Origin of the sequence: Thioalkalivibrio sp. ALJ3 (assembly GCF_000377205.1) — a bacterium.
Lineage (GTDB): Bacteria > Pseudomonadota > Gammaproteobacteria > Ectothiorhodospirales > Ectothiorhodospiraceae > Thioalkalivibrio.
Genome location: NZ_KB897908.1, coordinates 1 through 26,617 on the forward strand (window position 1 = coordinate 1; position 26,617 = coordinate 26,617).

The window sequence follows — 26,617 nt, forward strand, 5'->3', positions numbered from 1 at the left end:
CCTTGTGTCTTGCGGTTCACGGATCGCTACCATGGACCGCACCGGACTCGGGGTAACCCGATCGCATCCTGAGGTCACGAACCTGTGCCGTAGATGGGCCCCCGAGTCCTTTTTCATCTCGAAGTTTGAACGGTATCCAAGCTCCCCGTGAAGGGCGGGTGAGGCTGTACGGACAAGGTGAGAGGACGAGATGGCTCATATTGGCATTGATGTCAGCAAGAACAAGCTCGACTGCATGTGGGTCCGGGATCTGGAGGCGGGCAAGGTCAAGCCGAAGGTATTCCCGAACCGCCAGGACCAGTACCCGGAGTTGCTGCGCTGGCTGCAGCGCAACACGGGTGAAGCGCCCGAGACGCTTCAGGTGTATCTGGAAGCCACCGGCATCTATCACGAACCGCTAGCCTACTGGCTGCATGAGCAGGGGGTTCGGGTCTATGTGCTGAACCCGGCTCAGGTGCGCTTCCACGCCCAAGGCATGGGGGTGCGCAACAAGACGGATCGCAAGGACAGCATGATGCTGGCGCGTTACGGCATCGAGCGCGCGCCACGGCGCTGGCAACCTGAGCCGCCCGAGGTGCGGGAGCTCAAACGCCTGCTCAGCCGGCTGGAAGCCCTTGAGCAGGACATCCGGCGCGAGGAGAATCGCCTGGAGAAGGCGCAGTTCAGCGAGGACACCCTCGCCCAGGCGTCGATCGACAACGTGCTGCAAGCCCTGCGCGAGGAATACCGTCGGCTACAGCAGCAGATCGATGATCACTTCGACGCGCATGATCATCTCAAGCGGGATCGGGCCTTGCTGGAGAGCATCCCCGGCATCGGCCGGGTGTTGTCGGCGTCGATGGCCGCGACGTTGCGCAGCCGTGCGTTCACGAGTGCTCGGCAGGCGGCGGCGTTCCATGGACTGGTACCGGTCCTGCAGGAGTCCGGGACCTCGGTCCAGCGACCCCCGCGGCTGGCGAAGGCCGGCTCGGGGCGGCTGCGCAAAACGCTCTACATGGCCGCCGTCGTGGCCAGCCGCCACAACCCGGACGTACGGCACCAGTACCACCGTCTTCTGAGGCGGGGCAAGGCCAAGATGGCCGCGATCGGGGCAGCCATGCGCAAGCTCCTGCACATCGCCTTCGGCGTCCTCAAGTCGCAAACTCCGTATCAACCCCGAAATGACACGCCTTGCACCTCATAGGGCAAGACGGTATCTACGGCTACCCCCTTCCCCTCGTAGGATGCGTTGAGCCCCGCGAAACGCATCAACAACGCCCGCGCACCCACACCGTCAATTCCCCGGCATCCAGTCGCGTAGGATGCGATGAGCAAAGCGAATCGCATCGCTGATAAACGCAGGGTGGCCCATATGGGCCACCCTTCTCCTGGTTACCAGTCCAGCGGGTCGCTGGCGTGGTCGAGGTCGAAGTCGTCCTGCAGGTGGGCGCGCAGGGCGCGTTCTTCCATCATGCGTTCGAGGGTGCGGCGGGCGGCGTGTTTGCTCGGGCCGCGGTCGTTGACGAGCGGATTCTCGAACAGGCCGGTGAGGTCTTCGGTGCTGTCGAAACCGGTATCGAGATTGAGGTCCATGCGGGGTCTCCGGGTATGCCGGCCGGGCCACCCCGGTACTACGGCATCAGGAAAGTCTTATATAGCGACCGCGCCTGGGCGCAAGCAGAAAATTCTTATGCCTTGTCGCGTTTCCTTATTGTCTGCGGTAGGAGCATGACAGCGGCAAAAGTGCCAGGGTTTTCGAACTTGGCGACGGGTTGCCGGTCCATCCCGAAGGAGACACTTGGACAGGCACCTGCGGTGCCGCCCGGCAGGGAATGGACTGGCGGTCCGGTTGGTCCCGAATGGTCGAGATGCGAGGTTGTTCATGCTGATTCGTACGCGGCGTCGTTCCGATCCTGCCCGCAGCGAAATCACCCCGAAGGCGATCTACCAGCGGCGGCGGGAATTCCTGCGCGCGGGTGTCGGGATGGGTGCCGGTCTGGCCCTGGGCGGTCTGGGTATGGCGGTTCCTGCGTCGGCCGCCCTGCGCGGCTATGAGCTCGACTTTGAACCCGGCGATTTCTCCACCGACGAGTCGAAGACGCCCTACGACGAAGTAACCAGCTACAACAATTTCTTCGAGATGGGTCCGGGCAAGGGCGATCCCAAGACCTATGCCGACCAGTTGAAGACGGACCCGTGGAGCATCAAGGTGGACGGGCTGTGTGATAACCCGGGCGAGTACGCGGTGGAGGACTTCATCAGCCCCTGGTCGCTGGAGGAGCGGATCTACCGCATGCGCTGTGTCGAGGGCTGGTCCATGGTGATCCCGTGGATCGGCTTCGAGCTGAATCGCATCATCGACAAGGCCGAGCCTTGGGGCGATGCCCGCTATGTGGCCTTCGAGAGCATCTACGACCCGGACAACCTGCGCGGCCAGCGGCGTCGGCCGGCCAGCTCCGGCGGGCTGCAGTGGCCCTATACCGAGGGCCTGCGCATGGACGAGGCGATGCACCCGCTGACGATCCTCGCCGTGGGGCTGTACGACGAGGTGCTGCCGAACCAGAACGGGGCGCCGATTCGCCTGGTCGTGCCCTGGAAGTACGGCTTCAAGAGCATCAAGTCCATCAAGCACATCCGCTTCGTAGAGGACGAGCCGCCGACACTGTGGAATCAGGCGCAGCCCGATGAATACGGCTTCTACAGCAACGTGAACCCGGACGTGGACCACCCGCGCTGGTCGCAGCGCACCGAGCGGCGCATCGGCGAGTTCCGTCGTCGTCGCACGGAGATGTTCAACGGGTATGGGGATGAAGTCGCCTCGATGTACGAGGGGATGGACCTGACCGAGTACTTCTGACGGATTCGGCGTGGCAATGACCCAACGCCGCAAAGGGCAGCCCCCAAAAGGCGTCTGGACGGGCGTGCTGCTGCTCTCGCTCGTGCCAGCGGTCTGGATCGGTCTGCGTACGCTCGGATGGTTCGGCGGGCTGGGGGCGAACCCGATCGAGAAGCTGCTGGAGCTCTCCGGCACGCACGCAATGATCGCACTGTTGATTGCGCTGGCCGTGACCCCGCTGCGGCAGTTGACGGGGCTGGCCTGGATCACTCGGTTGCGCCGGATGCTGGGGCTGGTGGCGTTCGGCTATGTCACCGCGCATGCCCTGACCTGGCTGGGGCTGGACCTGTTCTTCGACTGGGAACTGGTGCTCTACGACCTGACCGAGCGCCCGTTCGTGATGGTCGGCTTTGCCGCCTGGGTGATCCTGCTCGCCCTGGCGGCAACCTCCACCGACGGGGCGCAGCGCTGGCTCCGGAAGAAATGGGTCTGGCTGCACCGCGGGGTGTACGTGGCCGGGGTGCTGGCGATCCTGCATTTTCTCTGGCTGGCGCGGGCCGATTATGGTGAAGTTACGCTGTACGCCGCGATCCTGGCTTTCCTGCTCGGCTGGCGCGTGGTCCATTCCTGGATCTCGGCGCGAAGGGTGCGGGCGCGCAGGGCCGCCACTGCCTCCTGAAGCTCCGTCCATCAGCGTCTCCCTAGGCGCGCCGCGATGCTACACTACACAGGATTTTGCGGGCCGTGTGTCCGCCCCATTCCGACCGGAACCACACCATCATGCACGAGATCGAGACCCTGGAAGGCGAGTTCACGGATGCCGCCAACCATCGCTACGGCCTGCTGCTGGCGCGCTTCAACAGCCTGATCGTCGAGCGCCTGCTGGAAGGCGCAGTCGACACCCTGAAGCGCCACGGCGTGGCGGAGAAGAACCTGACCATCGCGCGCGTGCCCGGCGCCTACGAGCTGCCGCTGGCGGCGCAGGCGATGGCCCGTTCCGGCCGTTATGACGCGGTGATCGCACTGGGCTGCGTGATCCGGGGTTCGACCCCGCACTTTGACTATGTCGCAGGCGAGGCCGCCAAGGGCCTGGCTCAGGTGCAGATGGCCGAGGACCTGCCGATCAGCTTTGGGGTGCTGACGACGGACTCCATCGAGCAAGCGATCGAACGCGCCGGCACCAAGGCCGGCAACAAGGGCGCGGATGCCGCAATGGGCGCGATCGAGATGGTCAGCCTGATGCGCAAGCTGCGCGCCGATTCCTAAGGGAAACACTGATCCATGTACACACTCGCGTTGATACCCCAGGTTTGCCGAGACAAGGCGCGGTGCGTAGCCGGTAGTGGTACTACCGGCAAGGGCCGCAACGCAGGATCGGGGAACCTGGGGTGCCAACCCCGAAGGGGCTCGGCCGCCCGTTGTTATCAAAGACGGGCGTGGGAACTGCGTTGCGGCTCCCTTGTGCAGAGTCACTGCACGGCAGTCGCCGCGCCTTGTTCGCACGCAAAAGCGACTCGAGCGCGAGCGTGTACATGGATCAGTGTTTCCCTAAGCGGGTGGGTCCCCTGCACGCCGTGAGTGAATCGCATAACCCATCGCAGCCCGCGGGCAAGGCCCCGCGCCAGGGCGGGCGGGGCAAACGCCCGCGCAGCACGCCCGAACAGCGCGCCCGCCACGCGCGCTCGGTCGCGCGGCGTCGTGCGATGCAGGCGCTGTACTCCTGGCAGATGACGGCGGGCGAGCCCAAGGACATCCTGGCCGAGTTTCGCGACGACGAGGAACACGCCAAGGCGGACGCGGAGTACTTCCGCGAAATCCTGATCGGTGTGACTCGCAACCGCGAGGCCCTGGATGCCCGTATGGAACCGTACCTGGGCCGCCCGCTGGATCAGCTCGACCCGGTCGAGCGGGCCCTGCTGTGGCTGGGCCAGTGGGAGCTCGCCGAGCGCATGGACGTGCCCTATCGCGTGGTGATCAACGAGGCGGTGGACCTGGCCAAGCGTTTCGGCGCCGAGCAGTCGCACCGCTACATCAATGGGGTGCTGGATCGGCTGTCTGCCGATCTACGCGGCCCCGAGCGCTCGCTTCAGCGCTGATTCACATGGGCCGCCTCTCGCCATGACCGGTCCCGTCTCCGAATTCGATCTGATCCGGCGCTATTTTGCCGAGCCGGCCGGGACTAGCCCGGACGTGCGCCTGGGCATTGGCGATGACGGGGCACTGCTCGTGGTGCAGGCCGGCCATGAACTGGTTGTCACCGTCGATACCCTGGTCGAGGGCACGCATTACTACCCGGACCACCCGCCGGCCAGCCTGGGGCACAAGGCACTGGCAGCCAACCTGAGCGACCTTGCCGCGATGGGGGCCGATCCGCTGGGGGTGGTCCTGTCCCTGACACTGCCTTCCGTGGACCATGACTGGCTGGCCGCCTTTAGCAGGGGCTTCATGGCGCTGGCCGAACAAACGTCGGTGCCCCTCGTGGGGGGGGATACCACCCGTGGCCCTGGAGCTGTCAGCGTGACTGCACTGGGCCAGGTCCCGGTCGGGCAGGCCCTGCGTCGCACCGGCGCCCGTCCCGGTGACCGGCTGGTGGTCAGCGGGGCGCTGGGGGGGGCGGCCGCGGGTTTCGCTTTCGAGCGCCAGCGCCGCGAGCAGGGCCAGTCGTCGCCGGACGAGGCGGCTCCAAGCTGTGCGCGCCTGTTCTGGCCGAACCCGCGTCTGGCGCTGGGGCGGGGGCTGCGTAACCGAGCGCGGGCCGCGCTCGATATCTCCGACGGGCTGCTGGCTGATCTGGGCCATCTGTGTGCGGCATCCGGCTGTGGTGCCCGGGTCGACTGGTCGCAGGTGCCCGTCGATCCGTTGCTGGATGGGCAGCCGGAGGAAACGGTTCGCGATGGGACGCTCGCCGGTGGTGAGGATTACGAACTGTTGTTTGCCCTGCCGCCCACCGAGCCGCTGGAGTTGCTCAGCCTGAGCGTGCGTACCTCGCTGACCGTGATCGGCGAGTTCACCAGCGGCAGCGAGATCGAGGTGGTGGATGCCGATGGCGCGCGGCTGGACGTCGCGCGCCGGGGCCACGATCATTTCGCCGGTTAGCCAGAAACACAAAAAACACAAGAACAAAGCCAAGGGACATCATGGCCAGGAAGAAGACCGGCGCCGGTGCCGCACCCGCCCAAAGCTCAAAGCCGAAGATGCCGTCGGCGAAGACGGTATTCACCGACCCGATCCATCTGCTGGCCTTCGGGTTCGGAAGTGGCCTGTCGCGCTGGGCACCGGGGACTACCGGGTCGCTCGGCGCGCTGGTGCTCTACTTCGCGATCATGAACTTCCCGGAGTGGGCGTATCTGGCCGTTACCGTGATCGTGGTGATGGCCGGGTTTCATATCTGCGGGGAGAGCGCACGCCGGCTGGGTGTGCACGATCATCCCGGTATCGTATGGGACGAATGGGCGGGAATGCTGATTACCCTGGCCTTCGCACCCGCAGGGCTTGTCTGGATCGTGATCGGATTCCTGCTGTTCCGGCTGTTTGACATCCTCAAGCCGTGGCCCGCCAACTACTTCGATGCCAAGTGGAAGGACGGGCACGGGATCATGATGGATGACGTGGTCGCCGGGCTTTATGCCGGGTTTGCGCTGGTGATTCTCGCCGCGCTGTTCCAGCAATTCTTCGTGCAGTAGCACGCTTTCCGTTGTAATGCCCCTTGATGGGATTCGCTTCGCTCATCCCATCCTACAGCGTGGCACCAACCTCGTAGGATGGGATGAACAACGCGAATCCCATCGGCCCTAACGCCGGGTAAAAAGGGGCAACTCGTGGCGCCGCGCATTGGCCGCGATGAAGCTTCCGCGCCCGTCCTGTTCGGCGTCCAGACCGGCGCGCTCGCTCGACTCCTCGCCCAGAATTGTGGCAAAAAACACCTCCAGCTCGCGGCCCTCCACGCGCAGCCCGCCATAGGATCCGCCATCGGTGGCCGGATACCAGAAAAGACGCGGCTGCCAGTTGCATCCTTGGATCTTCGGATGCTCGTAGAGCGCGATCAGACGCTGTTCGAGGGTGTCGCTCATGGGAACCTCTGGCGGGTCAGGGGGACGAAAGACGTACACCACCCGAGTGCGGCTGTTGCTCGTGGTGCCGGAAAAGGCGCTACTGTAGAGCAAACCATTCCCCGCGTCAGAGGACCCGACGTATGGCGATTGACTGGAAGCAATACGATCCCAAGCCTTTCTTTGATGAACTGATCGCGAAGCCCGGTAAACCGCGCAAACCTGCCAAACCCCTGACCGATTACCTCAGCAGTCTGGACGACACCGAGATCCAGAGCCGCAAGACCGCGGCCGATAGCGCCATCCTCGAAATGGGCATCAGCTTCACGGTCTACACCGAAGGCGAGAACATCGACCGTGCCTGGCCATTCGACATCATCCCGAGGGTGATCACCAAAACCGAGTGGGAGCGCGTGACCAGGGGACTTGAGCAGCGCCTCACGGCGCTCAACATGTTCATCAACGACATCTACAACAAGCAGCAGATCTTCAAAGACAAGGTCGTCCCGCGCTACGTACTGAAGCAGTCCAAGAACTTCCGCGAGCAGTGCGTCGGGATCACGCCGCCGCACGGCGTCTGGGCGCACATCTGCGGCACCGATCTGGTGCGCGACGGCAAGGGCGACTTCTACGTGCTGGAAGACAACCTGCGCGTGCCCTCCGGCGTGTCCTACATGCTGGAAAACCGGCAGGTGACCAAGCGCGTGTTCCCGGAACTGTTCGAGAGCTCGAGCATCCTGCCGGTGGATGAGTATCCAACCCAGCTGTTCGACATGCTGGCCTCGATCTCCCCGCGCCCGCAGGACTACCCGGAGATCGCGGTACTGACCCCGGGTATCTACAACTCGGCCTATTTCGAGCACTCCTTCCTGGCCCAGCGCATGGGCGCGGAACTGGTCGAGGGCGCGGATCTGGTGGTCGGCGACGATGACTGCGTCTACATGCGCACCATCGACGGCCTGGAACGGGTCGACGTGATCTATCGCCGGATCGACGACGAATTCCTCGACCCGGAGGTCTTCAACCCGGAGTCAATGCTGGGTGTGCCCGGCCTGATGCGGGCCTGGCGCAAGGGCAATGTCGGGCTGGCCAATGCCCCCGGGGCCGGGGTCGCCGACGACAAGGTGATGTACGCCTTTGTCCCCGAGGTGATCCGCTACTACCTGGACGAGGAGCCGATCCTGCCCAATGTGCCGACCTACCTGTGCGTGAACGAGAAGGACCGCGAGTACGTGCTTGATCACCTGGACGAGCTGGTGGTGAAGCCGGCCAACGAGTCCGGAGGATACGGGATGCTGGTCGGCCCACACGCGACCAAGAAGCAGCGTGCGGAGTTTGCCCAGTTGATCCAGAAGGACCCGCGCAACTACATCGCGCAGCCGACCCTGGCCCTGTCCGTTGCGCCGACGCTGTGCGGCGACGATATCGAACCGCGCCACCTGGATCTGCGGCCGTTCATCCTGCAGGGCGTGCGCACCGACGTGACCGCGGGCGGTCTGACCCGCGTCGCGATGCGCAAGGGCTCGCTGGTGGTCAATTCCTCGCAGGGCGGGGGCAGCAAGGACACCTGGATCGTGGACGAGGAGAACTAAGATGCTCTCGAGAGTCGCGGAACGCGTGTACTGGATGGCACGCTACGTGGAGCGCGCGGAGAACACCGCGCGCATGGTCACGGCCTTCCATCTGCTGGCGCTGGACATGCCGAAGTCGGTACAGCTCTCCTGGAAGGGCCTGGTCGAGGTGACCGGGAACGACGAGCTGTTCGACAACCACTACCAGCGCGAGGACGAGCGCAACTGCGTGAAGTTCCTGCTGGCCGACGCCGACAACCCCAGCTCGGTGCTCAACTCTCTGCGCGCGGCGCGCGAGAACGTGCGTACCACCCGCGATCTGGTGCCATCCGAGGCCTGGGAGGTGATGAACGAGCTCTACCTGTTCGCGCGCGACGAGATCGACCAGGGCATTGGCAAGCGCGGACGTTTTGAATTCCTGTCGAGCATCATCCAGCGCTGTCAGACCCTGACAGGCCTGCTGGCGGGGACGATGAGCCACGATGCAGCCTATGACTTCATCCGTCTCGGGCGGAATCTGGAGCGCGCGGACATGGGCACGCGCCAGGTGGATGTCGGTGCACTGAAGCTCCTGAAGAAGAACAACGACGACCCGGAGCCCTACGAGGGCCTGCTGTGGACCAGCATCCTGCGCTCCGAGAGCGGCTTTCAGATGTACCGCCAGCACGTGAAGCGGCGGATCAACGGTGTGGACGTGGTGCGTTTCCTGCTGCAGGACAAGGCGTTCCCGCGCTCGGTGACGCATGCCCTGACCCAGGTGCAGGACGCGCTGGAAAGCTTGCCGAACAACGAAGTCCCGCTGCGGCTGGTGATCCAGGCCCGGCGCCACGCGATGAACGCCAGTGTGGACGAACTGCTGGCCGAAGACGGTCTGCACGACTTTGTCGACCGGCTCCAGCAGGACATCGCGGATATCCACGGCGCCAACGCCGAGACCTGGTTCCTGGCGGCCCCTGCACAAGCCGCGTAACTGGCCCCCTCCGAACGCTGGCAGGGACGTTCGCTTGCAAACCCGCTCCCGCAACCAGGGGGATTAGCGGCGGGGCTTCCGGGACTTGGTGGTTGTCTTGGTCGAGCTGGCCTTGCTGCCGCCAGCGGTCTTGCTGGATCCGCGGCTGACTCGCGTCCCGCGCTGCTTGCGCCCGTGCGCGCCTTCCCAGTCGAAACGGGGGAGGTCGGTAAAGGCCCGTTTGATATTCGTGTCCCAGGCTTGCGTCAAAGAGCGCAGGTATTCGTCGTCGGCCTCCATGCACAGGTAGTGGTCGAAGGCGAGGGTGCCGCGCTCGTAGACCAGTACCTCGATCGGTGGCCCGACGGTCAGGTTGGAGCGGATGGTGGAATCGATCGAGACCAGCGCACAGCGGGCTGCATCGCCGAGCGTGGTGTCGTGCTCGATGATGCGATCCAGGATCGGTTTGCCGTACTTGCTCTCTCCGATCTGCAGAAACCGTGTCTGCTGCGAGGTGGTGATGTAGTTGCCCTGGGGATAGATCAGGTAGACGCCAGGGGCATCGTCTGCGATCTGGCCTCCGATGATCAGGGTTGCATCGGCCTGCATGCCGGACCGTGACAGGGCTTCCGAGTGTTTCTCGGTTTCCTCGCGATTCAGGCGCCCCAGGTACTCGGCGGCATCCGACATGCGTTCCACCGTTGCCAGGCTTTCCTCGGCGTTGTCCTCCATATCGCGCTTGAGCCGGTGTACCACGGCCTGCGTGGTGGCGAGGTTCCCGGCGGTCAGCACAACGAACAGACGCTGACCCTCGACCTCGAAGGTATGCATCTTGCTGTAGGTGCTGACCTGGTCGACGCCGGCATTGGTGCGCGAGTCGGAGGCGAACACGAGGCCGTCGTCCAGATCGATGGCGACACAGTAGGTCATGCGAGGGCGGGATTCCGGGCTGGGGAGAACGGCATACTAGGGCCGAGCTGGGGGGGCGTCAACGATCGCGTAGGGCGAACATCAGGCGGTACGGGTGGTCTGAACCATTTGCATGGCGGGTGGGAAACATGAGAGTCGAACGCATATGGCGCATGGCTTTTGTTCTTATCGTGAGTCTGTTCGTTCCGGCGGCGGGCCACGCCGATTCGGAGTTGGCTGCCGAGGCACTGCTCGAGCGCATGCAGGACGGCGGGCTGGTGATCTACTGGCGCCACGCGACGACCGACCGCAGCTACCGTGACCGCGACCTGTCGGACATGTCCCGCTGCGACCTGCAACGCAACCTCAATGATCAGGGCAAGGAAGAGGCGCGCAAGGTGGGCGAGGGCTTCGACCGCCATGCCATTCCTGTGGAGTCGATCCTGAGTTCCGCGTTCTGTCGCAACGTGGACACTGCCCGCATCGCCTTTGGCGAGGACTCCTACGAGATCCGCGAAGATCTGTTCAACGTGCCGCCGGTACGCGATCGCACGCGTCAGGACGAGCTGGTGCGCGCGTTGCAGCGTTACCTGAACACGCCCCCCGAGGATGCCAGCCGGAACGTCGTGATCGTCGGCCACAATATCAACCTGCAGCGGGCGGCCCGGGTGCAGATCGACGAGGGCGAGATCGCGGTCTTCGAACCCGGAGAAGAGCATCCACGGCTGCTGGGCGTGCTGACACCCGACGACTTCTGACCCACCCCGCATCGGCAGCGCCCGGGTTTTTCGTCTACCTATGCAAGGAGACGAACGGGGAGCAGCGCGATGTCGGGACGGGCGTTCTGGATTCTGGGGGCGTTCCTCCTCGGTCTTGTGCCAGTGGGGCTCGGGGCCGAGGAATTGAGCGCGGACCAATTGATCGAGCGCCTCCAGGGCGGTGGGCTGGTCGTGTTCTGGCGTCATGCGGAGACCGACCGCTCGTACGACGACTACGACCTCAGCGACATGGATGACTGTGCGGGGCAACGCAATCTCAGCACCCTCGGCCGCAACCATGCGCGGCGGGTCGGGGATGGCTTCCGCGCGCTGGGTATTTCGGTGGAACAGGTACTTACAAGCCCTTTTTGCCGAAACTGGGAGACCGCCGCGCTTGCCTTCGATGACTACGAGATCCGCTACGACCTGTTCAACCTCCCGTGGGTGCAGGACGAGGCGCGCCGCGCCCATCTAATCGACGGCCTGACACGCCATCTTCACACCCCGCCGAAGGATCCCGCCTCCAACATCGTGGTCGTGGGGCATGACCTCAATTTGCGCCAGGCCGTGGGCCTCGAGATACAGGAGGCCGAACTGGCGGTCTTCGTGCCCGCGCACGATGGCCCCGAGCTGCTCGGGGTTCTGGCACCGGCCGATTTCCCCGAGCCGGACGTTGATCGCATTGCGCCCGTGCCGGGGACCCCCGAGCGCGAGGCCTCCGATCCGGATTAGGAGTGATCTCGCGGTCCGCGTCGCTTCTCACTCTCCACGGCCCGTTGTAAGCCGAAACCGCCTTGTGCCCCGAGATTCGATCCAAATGAAAAGGGCCCGCCTTGGGGCGGGCCCTCGCCGAGGTCGGGCTGGGTAAATTAGTAGAGAAAGTCCGGCAGATGATTGCGCAGGGCGGCCGGGTCCTGGATCTTGGCAACGTTCTTGGCGATCTGGGCGGTGACGATCTGGGATACCTGCGGATCCAGCAGATCGCGAAGGGCCCCCAGGAACTGGGGCGCGGCCAGGATCACCAGTCTCTGGTAGGTGCCTTTGTGATAGCCCGACTTGAGGCGTTCGGCCACTTCGCGGGCAAAGCGGTTGCGCTCATTAACGCTTGGATCGGTACTTTCCTGCATGGCGTGGCGGCCATCGCCACTGGCGCTGCTCCAGCTGCGGCCGGGTCGGTCGGTGACCAGCTCCTGAGCATGTACGCGGGACTCGGAGTGCGTCAGGGTTTCGATCTCGTGCAGACCCTGACAGGCGCGGCCTTCGCAACTGAGGATGCGCGCGCGGGCGGCATCGGCCACAACGATCCATACGGTATCCATACAGTGCCTCCTGTTGGACGGACGTGAATGCCCCGAGGGGCGAAACGGAACACACCAACCGCAGGCGGGCCCGGTTCCGGACTCGAACCCGCGCGGGATCCTGCAACCTTTATCCTTTAGTGTAGATCGTTATGGCTGAGTTTCCTGGTCCTGTGAGGCGTCAAGTCTGTGCCTTCGATGTGCGTCACAGGATGGCCGACAGGGGAGATGTGAATGGACTATACGATCGAGCGTGGCAGGGCCCTGGAGCCGCATCTTGAGGCCATTGCGCGTTTGCGCATCGAGATCTTTCGCGAGTGGCCCTATCTGTATGCGGGCTCGGTCGAATACGAGCGGGACTACCTGGCCGCCTATGTCGATTGTCCGCAAAGCGCGGTGGTACTCGCCTGGGATGGGGATGACCTGGTGGGGGCCTCGACCTCGCTGCCGCTGGCGGCAGCCGACGCCGATTTTCGTGCCCCGTTCGCCCGGAACGGACTGGACCCCGAGCGGTATTTCTATCTCGCGGAGTCGGTCCTGCGGCGCCCATATCGGGGCCAGGGGGCCGGCCATCGCTTCTTCGATGTCCGCGAGGCCGCCGCGCGGGAGTCGGGTTATGGGCATGCGACCTTCTGCGCCGTTATCCGGCCGGATGATCATCCGGCACGCCCGGCTGGCTATCGCCCGCTGGACGACTTCTGGTGTAAACGTGGTTACGAGCCGGCCGAGGGGCTGGTGTGCCACTACCACTGGCCGGATCTGGGCGAGGACGAGGAAACCTGGAAGCCACTCCAGTTCTGGTGGCGGTCACTTTAAACGAGCCCTCGGGGGCACCTCGCAGGCATTATTTCGAGTCGTCATCGCGATTCAGCAGGTCGGCGAGCCCGGCGAACGGGTTGTGGGTCGCCGAGGTGCTGGCGCCCTTTCCTGTGCCAGGGGTCGCGTCGGTGTAGCGCTGGTGTTCGTTGTCGTGGCAGTACAGGCACAGCAGCTCCCAGTTGCTGCCGTCGGACGGGTTGTTGTCGTGGTCGTGGTCGCGGTGGTGCACCGTCAGCTCCTGCAGGTTGGCACGCGTGAACTCGCGTCCGCAGCGCCCGCAGACCCATGGGTACATCTTGAGTGCCTGCTCGCGATAGCCCTGCTCGCGTTCCGCCTTGGAGCGGTGGCTTTGCGCGACCAGTGCGTCCAGCCGTTCGGAAGACCCCTTGCGTTGCTGTCCCATTGTGCCTCCGGCCAGATTGGTTCCGGTACGGGTACCACCACAATAGAACAGCGAGGGCTGTCAGGCGAGGCCTGTCAGTCGTTCGGGTTGTCGGGTGCAGGAGTCGGTGGCGAGCCGGGCAAGGGTCCCGGGCCGGGATGGCCCACGTGGAAGCCCTGGGCATAGTGAATGCCAATGGATTTCACGGCGTCCAGGATCTCGGCGTCCTCCACGAACTCGGCAATGGTACGCACATTGAGATCGCGCGCCAGCGCCGCGATGGAGCGGACGAATGCCTGATCGCGCGGGTCGTGGACCATATTGCGCACAAAATCGCCCTCGATCTTCACGAAGTCGATCGGGAAGCGCTTGAGGTAGTGGAACGACGAAAAGCCCGAGCCGAAGTCGTCGACCGCGAACTGGAACCCCTGCTGTTTCAGGTCGAGTACGAACTGTTCCAGCACGGCCATGTTCTTCACCGTGTCACGTTCGGTGATTTCGAATACCACCTTGGCGGGATCGATACCGTGGTCGCGCGCGAGCTGGCGGACCTTGCCGATGAATTCGCCGATGATCAGCGCGCGTGGGGAGAGGTTGATGAACAACAAGCCCGTGTAACCGGAGCGGCTGACCTCGATAAAGGCCTGTTCGATCAGCACATAATCGAGCTGGTGCATCACCCCCATGGTCTCGGCAACCTCGACGAACTGGCCCGCCGGGATCAATTCGTCGCCCACGCGGATGCGCATCAGCAGCTCGTGGATATGGGCCTCGCCGGTGGCGGTATCCATGATTGGCTGGAAGTAGGGCACGATGCGGCGGTCCTCCAGCGCCTCCATGATCATGATCCCGGTCTCGCCCGCCTCGCGAAACACCGCGGCCACTTCCTCGTCGCTGGGTACGCATACTGCGTTTTTCCCCTCGCGCTTGGCCTTGTACATCATGTTGTCGGCCACCAGGAACAGGTCGCGCGTGTCCTTGCCATGGCGCGGATAGGCGGCGATGCCGATGCAGGTGGTGGCCTTGACGCGCGAGCCGTCGGGGGCAGGGAGCGAGAGGCCGTCGGTGGCCTCGGCCATGTGGGCGGCCAGCTGCCAGGCGGACTGCTGGTCGGTCTCGGGGAGGATCAGCGCGAACTCGTCTCCGCCGTAACGGGCCAGGATGTCCTCGTTGCGGATCGCGTCCTGGATGGTGTTCGCGTAGGCCTGCAGGAAACGGTCGCCGAAGGCATGGCCATAGCGGTCGTTGATGGTCTTGAAGTTGTCGAGGTCCACGACCATGACCGCAAAGGGGTAGCCATGCCCCTCGGCCCGCTTGATCTCGTAGTTGAGCAGTTCCCAGAAGACCCGCTGGTTGTACAGGTTCGTCAACGGGTCGCGGGTGGCGTAGTACTCAAGATCCTGGGTGTACTTGTAGATTGCTTTCACGGATCCAACCAGATTCAGCAGAGTTGAAAGGATGCTCTCGATCACCACGTGGCGGACCGGGTCGCGCACGAGCTCTGACTGCACCCCGATGCCGACTACACCCCCGATGCGCGGGGTATCCAGTACCAGTGACTTGGTCGCCAGTTCGATCTGGCGGGGCGAGAGTTCCATGAGGTGACGGGAGGGGTCGGCCACGTTGTGGCGGACGGTGATGTTCGCGTCCCGGGCGAATTCCTCGGCCGTCCGGATACGGTGCGTGGCCAGGCGCTCCACGGTGCGCCGGGTGGCCTCCGAGGGTTCCGCGCGCCAGAAGATTTCCAGCTCGTAGACGTCGTCGTTGGCCTTGAACAGGGTGAACAGCGTGTAGGCATCGATGATCGTGTTGATCTCGGTCAGCAGTACCCCGATGTACTCGCGCCAGTCACGCACCACATCCGACGTGATGATGAATTTGTCCAGGAGCTTCAGCTCGAACTCGAGGATGTCCTTGTCCACCGCGACCGAGCGCAGTTTGCGCACCAAGTCGTCTACCTGGTCCACCACCTGGTTGAGCTCCACGAACCCGGTGTCGATCGCCTGCGTCTCGACGTGGTTGAGGTCCTTGATCGCATTGACGCGGGTTACCTGATCCTGGAAACGGCGCACCGATCGGGTGATGGGTGCCGTTGCCCAGGCCGCGATCAGTGAGCCCAGCAGCAGCGTGCCCAACCCGGTCCCGAGGAACGTCCAGACCTGCTGGTTGCGCGCCTCGCTGATGGCCGTACCCAGATCCTGGCGCACCTCCAATACTCCGAGCACGTCGCCAGTGGAGGTGTTGCCATGGCAGCTCAGGCATTCGTTGCGAGCACGCAGAGGAAAGGTGTAGTGCAGTTCGCCGTTGTCCTCGCGGCTCTCGATGGCCCCCGTCTCGAATGCATGCTCGATCCGTTCGTGCCACGTGGGCTGCTCCACTTCGCCATACAGGGCCGCCACCTTCTCGCCGCGATAGAAGTCCAGCCGTAGCGGTGTATCCGCCAGGGACTCCTCGATCCCGGCCGAGAAGGCCTCCAGCTGCTCGCGGGTCCAGCCCTCGCGCATGATCTGAAACATCGAGGCGAATGTCTGGTGGGCGATGCCGCTGGCGGTCTGCTCCGCCTGGCGCGTCATCGTGCGCTCGTAGATCAGCGTGGAGGTGATGTGCACTGCCAGGAAGACGAGCAGGGCCACGCCCATGATGGCCGTGATGATGAACAGCCGCAGTCGCAAGGCCCGGCGCGGGGATGCGGGACGTTCCGCGGACATCGATGAGTGCCTTCCTGGACGCGATTACAGGGGCCCGAGTATGAGATAACTCATACCCGTGTACTTTGATCTGTATCACATTCCATTCCCGGGCGGGCCGGCCATGTGCCGTTTGCCTGCCGGGTGGTCGCCCTGCGCCTGGTCGCGATCAGTGCTGTTCGTCGAGTTCTCGCAGGTTTTGCACCATGGTCTCCGGGGCGCGTTCATGGCCGGAGGGCAGGGTGGCCTCGGGGTCCAGCATCCAGGTGACAAGATCCGCGAAGGTGTCGTCCGCTCGGGTGTAGCGCGTGAGCATGTGGTAGCCCTCGGGGTAGAGCACCATGCGGTGGCCGGGATTGCCGGTCGCGGCCAGGTGTTCGGCCAGCGCGGCCGTGGGCCCTGGTGGTACCAGGTCATCCTTCGCGCCATAGAGCAGCAGGCTTGGGGCGGGGAGAGCACCCCCGGCGTTCAGCGCACGCCCCATTAGCGTGGTCAGACCATCCAGGGCATCGATGCGGGCATCGCGGAGGACGAGCGGGTCGTCGCGCATCTGCTCCAGGACCGCCGGGTCATCGGTGGGCCGGATGTCGAACTCCGCCGCCATCTCTCCCGACAGTCGCATGCCGGGGGCCAGGCGCGCGCCGACCCAGAGACCAAAGCGCTGATACCAGGGCATTTGATCGCGGCTCCAGACGGCCGGGCTGATGAGAATGGTCCCGCGCATGGGGGGCAGGTCGTCCCCGGTGGCGGCCAGCACGGCCACGCCGCCGCCCATGCTCTTGCCGATCAGGTGGGGTGGCTGCTCCGGATAACGCTCGGCCAGCATGCGCAGCGCCGAGCGGGCATCCTCGGCCAGGGTCTCGTAGCCCGCCCAGCGGCCGACATCGCGGTTGGCGCCGAAGCCACGCTGGTCATACGCGTAGACCGCGATTCCGTGTTCGGCCAGGGCCTCGCCCAGCGGCGCCATGCTGCCGCCGTGGTCATTGAAGCCGTGCAAAACCAGCGCGACACGGCGGGGTTCCTCCGGGCCCCAGCGTTGCAGCGGCAGACGGGTCCCGTCCGCGGCCTTGAGGACCTCGGCGTCCGGGCGCTCCTCCAGGGCGTCGTCCGCGTCCGGGTATGGTGGGCTTCCGGCGCAGGAGGCCAGCCAGAAGGTTGCGAGGACGACCCACCAGACGCGCATCATGGCGAGTTCACCTGGGCGGTGCCCCGTCACCTTCCTGTGTCGCGCCATCCCGGGGCGGGAGCAGGAATTGCGCCGGATGCTGGCGCAGGTGCCGGCCATAGGCCTTCAGTACGCGGTCGAAGGCCCCGATACGCACGCCGCGGGCGCGCAGGGCGACGTACAGGGCGAGGCCAAAGCTGACCCACAGGTTGACCGCGCCAATCAGCAGCACGAACACCAGGAACAGCAGGAAGGTGAACATGCCGATGGACTCGCTGGCGGTCACGTAGCCGAGGTTCGCGGAGGCGAAGGCCACATGCTGAATGTCCAGCGGCAGGTTCAGCAGGTAGCCGACAAAACCGGTCATGCCCAGCAGCATGCCGAACAGGAAATTGCCCAGCACCGCGCCGTAGTTGTATCCGACCCAGTCGGCGAGTCGATGGCGCGTGGTGGTTGGCAGCAGCCGTTGCAGCAGTGGGTGTTCGCGCAGACGACCGGGCAGATCGAGATAGGCGCAGCGGTTGTCGAAGAAGCCGGCGATCAGGCCGGAGACGAACAGCCACACCCCGGCGATGGCCGCGAAGAACAGCGCCAGGCCCATGATCGGGCGCAGGCCGTCCAGCAGATAATCCGCCTCGGCGCCCGACAAAATCGGTGTGCCGAAACCCCAGGCCGCGAGGAGTCCGATCAGCAGTGCTGTGGGGAGCGCGACGCCCACGTTGCCCAGCACGGCCGCGAACTGGGAGCGTCCGACCCGTACCAGCAGTTCCGCGAGTTTCGAGGCGTCTGCGGTGCCGCGTTCGTTCTCCTCGATCGCGGCCGCCAGCCGCGCGGCGGTCATCGCTGGCTGTTTGGTCGCGACGGTGAAGTGAAGGATGTGGATCAGCACGAAGCCCAGGCCGTAGTTCAGGCTGACCCACAAGGCGTTCCAGCCCTCGGACAGGCCCAGGGATTCCACCTGGATCTTGATCAGCGCCATGAAGGCGATGATCAGGCCCGCCCCGGCCCCCGAGCGCAGCATCATCAGATATTCGCCACGATCACGGGTGATGTAGTGCTCGCCGGTATCGGAGACATGCTGGGTGATGCTGCGCGAGACCAGGCGGATGTTGTCCTGCCACAGCGCGCGCAGCCCATGGCGACGGGCACTGGTCGTGACCAGCTCGCGGAACACGCCCACCGCGGTGGCTCGGGTGTGTGCCTCCTCACGCGGTTCCAGCAGGTCCAGCAGCTTGTGGATTCGCGACAGCGTCTGGTCCAGGCGCTCCAGCAGGTGGGTCAGCGACAGGCTGCTGCCGTGCGTGATCGCGCGCCGACGCAGGCGCAGGATCTGATCCCCGCACTGCTCCAGCAGCACTCGTGCGTGGGCGTCGTCCATGCGTTCGTGGCTGGGGTCCTGCAGCCAGGCGCGGTAGTCGCGCACATAGGCGGAGATCTCGCGCTCCTGTGCGACGAAGGCTGAGTTGCGCTCGGCAATCGACGGGTCCAGGCGCAGCAATTCCGGTTCCAGCTCCTCGGCTGCGATCCAGATCGAGAGCATCTCCAGGGCGTAGAGCGTCTCGCTGCGAGCGCGGTCCAGAACGCCGGGGTGTTCGCCTGACAGGCAGCCCAGTGCCCCGAGCAGACGTGACCAGGCATCGTCCGGGAGCGCGGATACCCAGATGGCGTCATCGGGGTCGTGGAAGACGTGGTAGAGGACGTCCCGGAGATCCGTACGTTCCATCGGGCGCGGGTTGATGCGCTCGTACAGGAGCTCCGCCGCCTCGCGGAAGAAGCCCTTGCGGGAGAACAGGCCCACACCGGTGTACAGCGTCAGGTGGCGGGCGTCCTCCAGCCCGGCCTCCAGGCGCTCGCGCAGCCTTTCACGTACTTCCGGCTGCTCGTTGAGCGCCAGTGCAAGGCTTTCGATGCGGGCAATGACCGGTGCGACGTTGCGCGGGCTGGCCGGGCGCAGCCAGTCAACGATGCGACGCAGGGTCTCGGCGAGATCGCACTGACTGTCATCTTGCAACGCGTCCAGCAGCTGTGCGGCATCGTCCGGGTTCTGCATAACGCTCCCTGCGCAATCGGAATGCGCCCATTATACGGACAGCACAGGCGTGTTCAGCGTGCCTCGAGCGTTGGGGTCCTCCGCACGAGGAGGCGTTCTAGGCCGGTACTCCCTGGTATCGGCGTAGCCATTTAGCGAACGCATCGGGCGGCTGGGGGCGGGTGGCGAGGTAACCCTGATAGGCATCACAGCCCATTTGGCGCAGCAGGTCCAGGTGCTCCTCGGTTTCGACACCTTCGGCCAGCACTTCGAGCCGCAGGCCGTGGCCCATCGTGATGATGGCGGCCGTCAGCTCGCGGTTGTCTTCGTGCGCGACCAGATCCCGGATGAAGCGCTGATCGATCTTGAGTTTGTCGAGCGGGAAGTGCTGTAGATAGGCCAGCGACGAATACCCGGTGCCGAAATCATCGATCGACAGCCGTATCCCCAGGGCCCGCAAGGCCTCCAGCGTATTCCGGGAGGCCTGGCTTTGCTGGATAATCGTGCTCTCGGTAATTTCCAGCTCCAGGTGATGTGCCGGGAGTCCTGTTTCCGCCAGTGTCTGGCGGACGACATCGGGGACGTCCTGCAGTAGAAACTGTTGTGGCGAGAGGTTGATGGCCAGCGCGTCCAGGTCCATGCCTTCGTCGCGCCACGTTCGCATCTGGCGACAGCCTTCGCGCAGTACCTGCTCGCCGATACCCGCGATCAGGCCGCTGTCCTCGGCCACCTCGATGAACTCGGAGGGCAGGATCAACCCCTGTTCGGGATCCCGCCAGCGCAGCAGGGCCTCCGCGCCGATCACCCGGCCGTCGGCAATGCGGATGAACGGCTGATAGTGCAGCTCGAATTCCTCCTGCGCGATCGCGCGGCGCAGTCGGTTCTCCAGGGACAATCGCTCGACCGCCTGTCGGGTCAGGTCCTGCGTGTAGAACTGGTAGTTGTTACGACCCTGCTCCTTGGCCTCGTACATCGCGCTGTCGGCGTTGCGCATCATCTCTTCCAGCGTGTTGCCGTCGTTCGGGAACACGCTGATGCCGATACTGGCGCCGATGAAGACCTCATACCCGCTGGGCAGGGAGAACGGCGCGGCCAGCCGGGTGATCACATCCTGCGCCACGGTGCCGGCGTCCTCGGGGCGCTCGATTCGGCCCAGTAGCACGGCGAACTCGTCACCCCCCAGGCGGGCAAAGGTGTCCTCCCCCCGCAGCCGCAATGCGAGGCGTTCGGGGATCGCCGCCAGGAGCTCGTCGCCGACCGAATGGCCGAGGCTGTCGTTGATCGCCTTGAACCGGTCAAGGTCGATGATCAGCACCGCGATGCGTTCCCCGTGGCGTTTGCTGTGTTCGATGGCTTTGTCCAGCTTGAACTCGAACAGGGCACGGTTGGGAAGGTCCGTCAGGGTATCGTGGTGAGCCAGGTACTCGAGGCGATCCTGGCTTTGCCTGATGTCGGAGATGTCCGTGAATATGCCGACATAGTGGGTCGTTTCATTCTGGGCATTGCGTACGGCGTTGATCGTGAGCCACTCGGGATATTCTTCTCCACTCTTGCGGCGGTTCCAGATCTCGCCCTGCCAGTGTCCGGAGGTGCGCAGGGCTTTCCACATCGCCCTGTAGAACGATGATCGGTGACGAGCGCTGCGGATCAAGGCTGGCGTTTGTCCCAGGACTTCCTCTTCCGTGTAGCCGGTGATCTCCGTAAAGGCCGGGTTGACGGACACGATACGGGCATCCGGAGCGGTCACCATGATCCCGTCGTGCGTGTGGTCGAACACCATGGCGGCTTGAACGAGCGCGGTCTCGTTGCGCTTTCTTGCGCTGATATCCTGGAACGCCCCCTGAACGGTGCGGATGCTGCCCGTCTCGTCGCGTACGGGCTCGCCGATTGTGCGGACCCAGACGCGATCGCCATGCGCGTCTATGATCTGCAACTCCTCGTCGAACGGGACGCCGTTCTCGGCGCAGGCCGAGAAAACCCGGCGGATGTGGTCCTGGTACTCCGGTGCGTAGTAGCCGACACCCTGATCTACCGGCACGCTTCTCGCCTGTGGCAGGCCATGAATCCGCGCCACTTGATCGGACCAGTGCACGACGCCTGCTTCCAGATCAGCCTCCCAGCCGCCGACGTTCCCGATGCGTTCGGCGATCTCGAGCAGCCGCTGGCTGGACGCCAGACGCAGCTCGAACTGTTTGCGGTCGTGGATGTCCTGGAATGCACCGCGCAAACGCACGACGCGTCTGTCGACCACCTCGGGCTGGCAGTTGGCCCGGGTCCAGATCTCGCTTCCATCGGCACGGCTCAGGCGCAGTTCCAGGTCGTAGGGGGTCCCATGGTGGATGGCCTCGTCGATGGCACGGCGGAGCATGGGGCGATCATCAGGATGAAAGAGCCCGATGGCCTCTTCCAGTGGCGGTTCGATTCCGGGGGGCAGGTCGAGAATGCGCTGCGTCTCCGGCGTACAGACGACCGCTTGAGTGGCCAAGTCCATCTCCCAGCCACCGACCCTGGCGAGGCTGCTCGTGGACTGCAGCAGCGTCTCACTTTCGCGCAGGGCCTGTTCCGCCTGTTGATGCTGGGCGGCCAGAAGCGCCAGCTCGTGCTGTGCGCGCTCGGCGGCCTCGGTACGGTTACGCGCCCGGTGCAGCTGATTCAGGGCCGCACCCAGGGTCAGTGCCAGGACACCGCCGAACACCAAAACGAGCGACGGAAAGAAGGTATCCTCCACGCCCCTTTCGCGCAGCTCATTGCTCAGCGCCTGCCACAGCAGCAGGGAGACGGTCAGGACCGCAATACCCGCCGGAATGGGTATCCAGGCTAGCGGGTCCATTTCCAGCTCGGTGGCCTCGCGCCAGGCCAGCGCCAGCAGCCCGAAACCAAGGACGAGAAACCCGAGGGAGGTCTGAATCGCCATTTGTGCCAGGGCACCCCAGCCATAGGCGGTGGGGAGCCCGATCAAGTACCCGACCAGCGCGACCAGGCCCAACCCCAGGACCAGGGCGGCGAGCACCGCCTTTGCCATCGGTGCCCAGACCTGTCCGCGTAGCCAGCCGTTCAGGAGCAGGCCAGTGCCTGCCAGGAGAAAGCTGAGCGCGGTATTGGGTGCCATGCGACCGGGGTGCGAGGTTTGCACAGTGAGGTCATGCCGCATGAGCAGTTCGTCGATCCCGAGGTCTATCGCCAGGATGTACTGCGACAAGCTGAACAGCCCGAGCAGCCCTGTAATGGCGCCCAGTGCCGCGGCACTGGCTGGGCGCTGGGCCAGAAACAGGAGCAGCGCGCCGCCAGCCAGCACAAAGGCCAGGGCCGTGTTGTACTGCACGGGCGCCCAGTCCGGATGGACCTGGACCAGTGGGGTCCAGCCCGTGTGCCAGCCAAGAAGCACCATGGCGCCCAGCACCACCAGCAAGGCGCCGGCGGCCAGTGTCAGGCCACCAAGGGTGTTCAGGGACGTTTTCATGGTGCTTCTATCTGGAGTCCCCGATTGCCGCGGGTGCGGTAGTAACTCCAAAAGTAGCAGAAAATAGGTACTGACAGCGCCTCAACCAACGGCCTGCCTCAGCCGCTGCGCGTTCATTCAGGATTTCTTGCCCAGCAGGTCGGCGAAGCCGTGGTTGACGTCACGATGGCCCGCCTCGTCTTCACGCACGGCGCGGATCACGTCTATCAGGCGCGCGTCCTCCGGCAGGTCCCAGTACTGGATGGCACGCTCGGGAGCGGGGATGTTCTCGATCGCGCCGGTTTCCACTTCCTCCAGATACTCCGTGTAGCTGGCCACCGCCTCTTCCTCGAAATAGCCCACGATGCGATGGGCTGTCCGCGAGGAGACGAGATAGATCAGGAAGTACAGTGTGTAGAAAAAACCCTGCGCCAGGATAATCAGGACCCGTTCGAACCAGTTGGGCGAGGCGATTTCGATGAAGGTGAGCAGGTGCATGCGCTCGTTTTCGGCCTCGTCCATCAGGGTGCGGATCCAGCCGTGGTCGTCCTCCATGCGCCGCAGCGAACGCAGATGCTGCAACGTGGCGCCGACCATGCCGGGTACCCCGGCCACGGTTTCCAGCACGACCGCACGGTGGCCGTAGCGGCGAGCAAACACGGTATCGGCAAACAGGCGCATCAATGAGGTAAAAGCCCGTGCGACACGGTCGGAGAGATCGCGCGGTTCGTGATGGCGGGTCAGGTCCGTTTCCCGGTCGATGGTCATGCATGCTCCCGGTATGGGTGGCGATAAGCATGGACGCTTCGTCCTTGAGCCTAGAAGCGGTCAAGCGAAATGTCTCTGGTACATTTCACAGATTGGGGGCTCTGCACGCTTCCGAGACGGCCGCCCGACATTGAGCTTCGCGGGCGGTGCGTTCACAATACGCCCCTCTATTCTCCCGTGTGCGCGGACAAGCCGGCGGTTTTCTGGCGGCTCAAACGCGTGTGTGCGGGTTCCCGCGCGGGCTCGGGCCGCGCCACGCGGGATAACGGGGCGTTGCCCCGGTGAGCAAATCGATGATCAAGCTGCGCACTTACGTCTACATGGATTCCCTCCAGCCCCAGCTGGCGGAATACATGGCCACTGTCTCCCAGGGCTTCCTGCCCGTGCCGGGGGATGCGTGCCTGTGGGTGGAGGTCTCGCCGGGCATGGCCGTGCACCGGCTGACCGACGTCGCGCTGAAGGCCACCCGGGTGCACCTTGCGCAGCAGGTCGTGGAGCGCGAGTTCGGTTCCATGGTGATCCACCATCGCGACCAGAGCGATGTGCAGGAGGCCGGGCGCGTTCTGCTGCAGCGCCTGGGAGCGGATCAGTCCGAACGCCAGCCCTGCCGTATCCCGTGGCAGGAAACCATCCGCGGCATGACGCCGGACCACACGGTACTGATCAACCGCCAGAACCGGCGCGGCAACATGATCCTGCCGGACCAGAGCATGTTCATCCTCGAGGCGGAGCCCGCTGGCTACATCATCTATGCGGCCAACCAGGCCCTGAAGGCATCCCATGTGTCGCTGATTGACGTGCGCGCGGTGGGCGCGTTCGGTCGCCTGACGCTGGCGGGCTCCGAGGCGGACATCGACGAGGCGGCGCGGGCGGCGATCCACGCCTTGCACAACCCCGCAGGGACGTAGCATGCATCGCGCGCAACTGCTGGAACTGCTGGCCCGTCATCAGAGTCGATTCATCGAGGAAGCGGGATTTGTCAGGCGTGCGCTTGAGTTTGTTGGGCAGCACCCGGACTGCTTTCACTGCGACCTGCTCCCGGCACATGTAACCGGGTCGGCCTGGGTGGTTAGCCCCGACCGCGAGCGGGTGCTGCTGTTGCTGCATGGCAAGCACCATCGCTGGTTTCAGCCGGGCGGGCATGCCGACGGGCAAGCCGACATCCTGCAGGTCGCCCTGCGCGAGATCCACGAGGAGACCGGCATTCCCTCGGAGCATATCCACCTGGTGGCCGAGGATATCTTCGACCTCGATATCCATACCATCCCGGCGAGCCCGCACTTCCCCATGCACGAGCATATCGACGTGCGCTTCCTGCTGGAGATCGACGACCGCCTGCCGGTACCGGGCAGCCACGAATCGCACGACATCCTCTGGGTGCCGCTGCAGCACGTCTCGCGCTTCAACAACAGCCGGTCGTTGTGGCGCATGGTGGAAAAGACCCGCCAGCTCCGTACCTGGGTGCACACCCACCCGCGTCGTCGTTACTAGCCGGAGGGGGATGGGCGCTCGCCGTCCCGGCCGAGGGTCCCGGACGCCCCGACCCCGAGCCGCTGGGCCCCCCGTCTACTGGTGGTTCTCCACCGCACGCAACAGCCATTCTGACAAGTCCGGCAGGCCCAGATCCGGCATCCAGCCTCCGGCCTCGGCCCACGTCCACAGACCAATCAGCAGGAACATGCCGGAAGCGATGTAACGCATCGTGGCGGCCGGGATGCGCTCGGCAAAACGCTTGCCGAGGATCAGGGCAGGGGTGGTAATCAGCAGGATTCCAACGGTGGCCCCCAGCACAACCGGCAGCAGGGCCCCGGAAGCCCCGGCGAGGGTGATCACCGCCAGCTGGGTCTTGTCGAGCATCTCGAATACGAAGAAGGCGATGGCGGCCGCGAGGAAGGCGCTGCGTGCGCGTGTGTCTTTCTCGAATTCGTCGTCCTCGGGGATCAGCACCCACACGGCCATGACCAGGAATGCCGTGCCGACCACCCACAGGTGCCAGTCGGTCGAGATCACCGCGAACAGCCAGATGCCCGCCACCGCGGACAGCAGCTGATTCAGGAACAAGCCGGTGGCCATGCCCCAGAAGACGGCCCACGCGCTGCGGCAACGCATGCCGAACAGAGCGGCCAGAAACATCGAACGATCGCCGATCTCGGCAATGGCAACCGCCACAATGGAGAGCAGGAAGAGTTCCATGGATACAATCCGGGGCGAGCGGCACGACACAACCAGTGACACCGCCATCGCCGCCCGCCCACGGGCCAAGATCGCCAACAGGCGAACCGGATATCGGTGCCACAGGTCTCGTCAGGCCGTACGACGAAGGCGCGCCCGGGCACCTTCGGGTGGGCTGCACACGCCACGGCCATGCGGCCAAGTCTGTTGACGTGTGCCTCCGGCGCGGATGGCCGGAGCGACTACTCCCCTGAGGGTGCGCGCACTATAGCCAGGCGGCGGCGGAAATGTCCAGGGATCACGTGACGGGTCGCCAGTCCTCGTGGCCGCAGCTCATGCAGTGATAGCGCCCCTCGAAATGGCCTGGATGCCCGGGCTGTTCGCGCAGGGTGTCCGGCTGATAGGCAAAGGCCCGCAAGGTGCAGCGTGGGCACTTGACTGCTTCGGTGGTGGGCTCGCGTGGCGGCTTGCGCGCCGGTTCCGGGTGCACAGGGGCGGCCGCCTCCGATGGCAAATGGTCCAGGGCCTCCTTGATCTGCCCCACCAGCTGGCGGGCCGCCTCTTGCTGGTCCTCGCGAGCGAGGGCGGCCAGCTGTTCCAGTTGCTGGCGGATCGTGGTACGTGCGGGCGTCGGTTCGGTCATGGCGTTATCCGAGATCTCCCTTGAGTACAGTTTGGACCTGGCGTGGGCCGAAAGAGTCAGGCCTCGACCGGCACGCAGTCATCCACAATGTAACGATCCAGACCCGGTCGCGTGCCTGCTGTTGAGGGTATGCAGGGTGGTCGGAGGGTTCATTGGCGGGTCTC

General features: G+C 64.7%; 26 protein-coding genes and 1 riboswitch. Of the genes, 14 read left to right on the forward strand and 12 right to left on the reverse strand.

Features of this window, described 5'->3' with window-relative positions; genetic code table 11:
* Nucleotides 1-190 precede the first annotated feature (190 nt).
* Entirely contained in the window at nt 191-1,183 is a 993-nt protein-coding gene (locus C935_RS0108765) for an IS110 family transposase (protein WP_018862131.1), read from the forward strand.
* A 188-nt stretch (nt 1,184-1,371) separates the two neighbouring features.
* Here C935_RS0108765 and C935_RS0108770 read toward each other — a convergent pair whose 3' ends face one another.
* Nucleotides 1,372-1,572 (reverse strand): PA3496 family putative envelope integrity protein, encoded by a 201-nt coding sequence (locus C935_RS0108770; protein WP_018862132.1) that lies wholly within the window; start codon nt 1,570-1,572, stop codon nt 1,372-1,374.
* Between the two features lie 289 nt (nt 1,573-1,861).
* On the opposite strand from C935_RS0108770, the gene msrP reads away from it, so the two are divergent.
* From msrP to C935_RS0108800, 6 genes are all read left to right on the forward strand, one after another.
* Nucleotides 1,862-2,836 (forward strand): protein-methionine-sulfoxide reductase catalytic subunit MsrP, encoded by a 975-nt coding sequence (gene msrP, locus C935_RS0108775; RefSeq protein WP_018862133.1) that lies wholly within the window; start codon nt 1,862-1,864, stop codon nt 2,834-2,836.
* A 64-nt stretch (nt 2,837-2,900) separates the two neighbouring features.
* Nucleotides 2,901-3,494: a sulfite oxidase heme-binding subunit YedZ gene (locus C935_RS0108780; RefSeq protein ID WP_026278736.1), complete on the forward strand. Its 594-nt coding sequence runs from the start codon at nt 2,901-2,903 to the stop codon at nt 3,492-3,494.
* 101 nt (nt 3,495-3,595) lie between these two features.
* Nucleotides 3,596-4,081, forward strand: a complete 486-nt coding sequence (ribE, locus tag C935_RS0108785) for a 6,7-dimethyl-8-ribityllumazine synthase (protein ID WP_018137920.1) — start codon at nt 3,596-3,598, stop codon at nt 4,079-4,081.
* 266 nt (nt 4,082-4,347) lie between these two features.
* A complete protein-coding gene (gene nusB / locus C935_RS0108790) occupies nt 4,348-4,911 on the forward strand; it encodes a transcription antitermination factor NusB (protein WP_018868767.1) in 564 nt (187 codons plus the stop codon).
* A 22-nt stretch (nt 4,912-4,933) separates the two neighbouring features.
* On the forward strand, nt 4,934-5,911 hold the full coding sequence (gene thiL, locus C935_RS0108795; RefSeq protein WP_018862136.1) for a thiamine-phosphate kinase: 978 nt from the start codon (nt 4,934-4,936) through the stop codon (nt 5,909-5,911).
* A 41-nt stretch (nt 5,912-5,952) separates the two neighbouring features.
* Nucleotides 5,953-6,498, forward strand: coding sequence for a phosphatidylglycerophosphatase A (locus C935_RS0108800; RefSeq protein ID WP_018862137.1), 546 nt, complete (start codon nt 5,953-5,955; stop codon nt 6,496-6,498).
* A gap of 108 nt (nt 6,499-6,606) precedes the next feature.
* Here the strand turns inward: C935_RS0108800 and C935_RS0108805 are convergent, their stop codons facing one another.
* Nucleotides 6,607-6,885: a hypothetical protein gene (locus C935_RS0108805; RefSeq protein WP_018862138.1), complete on the reverse strand. Its 279-nt coding sequence runs from the start codon at nt 6,883-6,885 to the stop codon at nt 6,607-6,609.
* A gap of 122 nt (nt 6,886-7,007) precedes the next feature.
* Here C935_RS0108805 and C935_RS0108810 point away from each other — a divergent pair, with 122 nt between their 5' ends.
* A complete protein-coding gene (locus C935_RS0108810; protein ID WP_018862139.1) occupies nt 7,008-8,456 on the forward strand; it encodes a circularly permuted type 2 ATP-grasp protein in 1,449 nt (482 codons plus the stop codon).
* Between the two features lies 1 nt (nt 8,457).
* Nucleotides 8,458-9,405 carry an alpha-E domain-containing protein gene (locus C935_RS0108815; RefSeq protein WP_018862140.1) on the forward strand — a complete coding sequence of 316 codons (948 nt, stop codon included), beginning with the start codon at nt 8,458-8,460 and terminating at the stop codon, nt 9,403-9,405.
* Nucleotides 9,406-9,468: 63 nt separating this feature from the next.
* Here the strand turns inward: C935_RS0108815 and C935_RS0108820 are convergent, their stop codons facing one another.
* The gene (locus C935_RS0108820; RefSeq protein WP_018862141.1) at nt 9,469-10,314 is read right to left on the reverse strand and encodes a proteasome-type protease; all 846 of its coding nucleotides are present in this window, start codon (nt 10,312-10,314) and stop codon (nt 9,469-9,471) included.
* Between the two features lie 152 nt (nt 10,315-10,466).
* Between C935_RS0108820 and C935_RS0108825 the strand changes: the two genes are divergently transcribed.
* Complete coding sequence (locus C935_RS0108825; RefSeq protein ID WP_018862142.1) at nt 10,467-11,051, forward strand: histidine phosphatase family protein; 585 nt, start codon at nt 10,467-10,469, stop codon at nt 11,049-11,051.
* 69 nt (nt 11,052-11,120) lie between these two features.
* Nucleotides 11,121-11,783 (forward strand): histidine phosphatase family protein, encoded by a 663-nt coding sequence (locus tag C935_RS0108830; RefSeq protein WP_018862143.1) that lies wholly within the window; start codon nt 11,121-11,123, stop codon nt 11,781-11,783.
* Nucleotides 11,784-11,920: 137 nt separating this feature from the next.
* On the opposite strand, the gene C935_RS0108835 is transcribed toward C935_RS0108830, so the two are convergent.
* The gene (locus C935_RS0108835; RefSeq protein ID WP_018862144.1) at nt 11,921-12,370 is read right to left on the reverse strand and encodes a host attachment protein; all 450 of its coding nucleotides are present in this window, start codon (nt 12,368-12,370) and stop codon (nt 11,921-11,923) included.
* Nucleotides 12,371-12,583: 213 nt separating this feature from the next.
* On the opposite strand from C935_RS0108835, the gene C935_RS0108840 reads away from it, so the two are divergent.
* Nucleotides 12,584-13,165: a GNAT family N-acetyltransferase gene (locus tag C935_RS0108840; protein WP_018862145.1), complete on the forward strand. Its 582-nt coding sequence runs from the start codon at nt 12,584-12,586 to the stop codon at nt 13,163-13,165.
* 28 nt (nt 13,166-13,193) lie between these two features.
* Here C935_RS0108840 and C935_RS0108845 read toward each other — a convergent pair whose 3' ends face one another.
* The 6 genes from C935_RS0108845 to C935_RS0108870 form a co-directional block, all read right to left on the reverse strand.
* Nucleotides 13,194-13,571: a YajD family HNH nuclease gene (locus tag C935_RS0108845; protein ID WP_018862146.1), complete on the reverse strand. Its 378-nt coding sequence runs from the start codon at nt 13,569-13,571 to the stop codon at nt 13,194-13,196.
* Between the two features lie 74 nt (nt 13,572-13,645).
* Nucleotides 13,646-16,258, reverse strand: coding sequence for a bifunctional diguanylate cyclase/phosphodiesterase (locus C935_RS0108850; RefSeq protein WP_018862147.1), 2,613 nt, complete (start codon nt 16,256-16,258; stop codon nt 13,646-13,648).
* Nucleotides 16,259-16,406: 148 nt separating this feature from the next.
* Entirely contained in the window at nt 16,407-17,423 is a 1,017-nt protein-coding gene (locus C935_RS0108855; protein WP_018862148.1) for an alpha/beta hydrolase, read from the reverse strand.
* Nucleotides 17,424-17,430: 7 nt separating this feature from the next.
* A complete protein-coding gene (locus C935_RS0108860; RefSeq protein WP_018862149.1) occupies nt 17,431-19,452 on the reverse strand; it encodes a site-specific recombinase in 2,022 nt (673 codons plus the stop codon).
* 97 nt (nt 19,453-19,549) lie between these two features.
* On the reverse strand, nt 19,550-22,891 hold the full coding sequence (locus C935_RS0108865; protein WP_018862150.1) for an EAL domain-containing protein: 3,342 nt from the start codon (nt 22,889-22,891) through the stop codon (nt 19,550-19,552).
* 117 nt (nt 22,892-23,008) lie between these two features.
* Nucleotides 23,009-23,638, reverse strand: coding sequence for an alternative oxidase (locus tag C935_RS0108870; RefSeq protein WP_018862151.1), 630 nt, complete (start codon nt 23,636-23,638; stop codon nt 23,009-23,011).
* Between the two features lie 293 nt (nt 23,639-23,931).
* Here C935_RS0108870 and C935_RS0108875 point away from each other — a divergent pair, with 293 nt between their 5' ends.
* Both C935_RS0108875 and C935_RS0108880 read left to right on the forward strand, forming a co-directional pair.
* Nucleotides 23,932-24,546, forward strand: coding sequence for a microcompartments protein (locus tag C935_RS0108875; RefSeq protein WP_012983033.1), 615 nt, complete (start codon nt 23,932-23,934; stop codon nt 24,544-24,546).
* A gap of 1 nt (nt 24,547) precedes the next feature.
* On the forward strand, nt 24,548-25,129 hold the full coding sequence (locus C935_RS0108880; protein ID WP_018862152.1) for an NUDIX hydrolase: 582 nt from the start codon (nt 24,548-24,550) through the stop codon (nt 25,127-25,129).
* A gap of 75 nt (nt 25,130-25,204) precedes the next feature.
* Here C935_RS0108880 and C935_RS0108885 read toward each other — a convergent pair whose 3' ends face one another.
* Nucleotides 25,205-25,831, reverse strand: a complete 627-nt coding sequence (locus tag C935_RS0108885) for a TMEM165/GDT1 family protein (RefSeq protein WP_018862153.1) — start codon at nt 25,829-25,831, stop codon at nt 25,205-25,207.
* A 70-nt stretch (nt 25,832-25,901) separates the two neighbouring features.
* Nucleotides 25,902-26,066, reverse strand: a riboswitch (yybP-ykoY riboswitch).
* A 42-nt stretch (nt 26,067-26,108) separates the two neighbouring features.
* Nucleotides 26,109-26,453, reverse strand: a complete 345-nt coding sequence (locus C935_RS0108890; RefSeq protein WP_018862154.1) for a hypothetical protein — start codon at nt 26,451-26,453, stop codon at nt 26,109-26,111.
* Nucleotides 26,454-26,617: the final 164 nt, after the last annotated feature.

What these genes read in the sequence shown, in the direction of transcription:
- C935_RS0108805 (WP_018862138.1), bottom strand. Translation starts at nt 6,885, where the DNA reads ATGAGCGACACCCTCGAACAGCGTCTGATCGCGCTCTACGAGCATCCG.
- C935_RS0108875 (WP_012983033.1), top strand. Translation starts at nt 23,932, where the DNA reads ATGATCAAGCTGCGCACTTACGTCTACATGGATTCCCTCCAGCCCCAG.
- C935_RS0108850 (WP_018862147.1), bottom strand. Translation starts at nt 16,258, where the DNA reads ATGTCCGCGGAACGTCCCGCATCCCCGCGCCGGGCCTTGCGACTGCGG.
- C935_RS0108765 (WP_018862131.1), top strand. Translation starts at nt 191, where the DNA reads ATGGCTCATATTGGCATTGATGTCAGCAAGAACAAGCTCGACTGCATG.
- C935_RS0108825 (WP_018862142.1), top strand. Translation starts at nt 10,467, where the DNA reads ATGGCTTTTGTTCTTATCGTGAGTCTGTTCGTTCCGGCGGCGGGCCAC.
- C935_RS0108885 (WP_018862153.1), bottom strand. Translation starts at nt 25,831, where the DNA reads ATGGAACTCTTCCTGCTCTCCATTGTGGCGGTTGCCATTGCCGAGATC.
- C935_RS0108770 (WP_018862132.1), bottom strand. Translation starts at nt 1,572, where the DNA reads ATGGACCTCAATCTCGATACCGGTTTCGACAGCACCGAAGACCTCACC.
- C935_RS0108860 (WP_018862149.1), bottom strand. Translation starts at nt 19,452, where the DNA reads ATGCAGAACCCGGACGATGCCGCACAGCTGCTGGACGCGTTGCAAGAT.
- C935_RS0108890 (WP_018862154.1), bottom strand. Translation starts at nt 26,453, where the DNA reads ATGACCGAACCGACGCCCGCACGTACCACGATCCGCCAGCAACTGGAA.
- C935_RS0108880 (WP_018862152.1), top strand. Translation starts at nt 24,548, where the DNA reads ATGCATCGCGCGCAACTGCTGGAACTGCTGGCCCGTCATCAGAGTCGA.
- C935_RS0108810 (WP_018862139.1), top strand. Translation starts at nt 7,008, where the DNA reads ATGGCGATTGACTGGAAGCAATACGATCCCAAGCCTTTCTTTGATGAA.
- C935_RS0108820 (WP_018862141.1), bottom strand. Translation starts at nt 10,314, where the DNA reads ATGACCTACTGTGTCGCCATCGATCTGGACGACGGCCTCGTGTTCGCC.
- C935_RS0108800 (WP_018862137.1), top strand. Translation starts at nt 5,953, where the DNA reads ATGGCCAGGAAGAAGACCGGCGCCGGTGCCGCACCCGCCCAAAGCTCA.
- ribE (WP_018137920.1), top strand. Translation starts at nt 3,596, where the DNA reads ATGCACGAGATCGAGACCCTGGAAGGCGAGTTCACGGATGCCGCCAAC.
- thiL (WP_018862136.1), top strand. Translation starts at nt 4,934, where the DNA reads ATGACCGGTCCCGTCTCCGAATTCGATCTGATCCGGCGCTATTTTGCC.
- C935_RS0108840 (WP_018862145.1), top strand. Translation starts at nt 12,584, where the DNA reads ATGGACTATACGATCGAGCGTGGCAGGGCCCTGGAGCCGCATCTTGAG.
- C935_RS0108815 (WP_018862140.1), top strand. Translation starts at nt 8,458, where the DNA reads ATGCTCTCGAGAGTCGCGGAACGCGTGTACTGGATGGCACGCTACGTG.
- msrP (WP_018862133.1), top strand. Translation starts at nt 1,862, where the DNA reads ATGCTGATTCGTACGCGGCGTCGTTCCGATCCTGCCCGCAGCGAAATC.
- C935_RS0108855 (WP_018862148.1), bottom strand. Translation starts at nt 17,423, where the DNA reads ATGATGCGCGTCTGGTGGGTCGTCCTCGCAACCTTCTGGCTGGCCTCC.
- C935_RS0108830 (WP_018862143.1), top strand. Translation starts at nt 11,121, where the DNA reads ATGTCGGGACGGGCGTTCTGGATTCTGGGGGCGTTCCTCCTCGGTCTT.
- C935_RS0108865 (WP_018862150.1), bottom strand. Translation starts at nt 22,891, where the DNA reads ATGAAAACGTCCCTGAACACCCTTGGTGGCCTGACACTGGCCGCCGGC.
- C935_RS0108845 (WP_018862146.1), bottom strand. Translation starts at nt 13,571, where the DNA reads ATGGGACAGCAACGCAAGGGGTCTTCCGAACGGCTGGACGCACTGGTC.
- nusB (WP_018868767.1), top strand. Translation starts at nt 4,348, where the DNA reads ATGGATCAGTGTTTCCCTAAGCGGGTGGGTCCCCTGCACGCCGTGAGT.
- C935_RS0108870 (WP_018862151.1), bottom strand. Translation starts at nt 23,638, where the DNA reads ATGACCATCGACCGGGAAACGGACCTGACCCGCCATCACGAACCGCGC.
- C935_RS0108835 (WP_018862144.1), bottom strand. Translation starts at nt 12,370, where the DNA reads ATGGATACCGTATGGATCGTTGTGGCCGATGCCGCCCGCGCGCGCATC.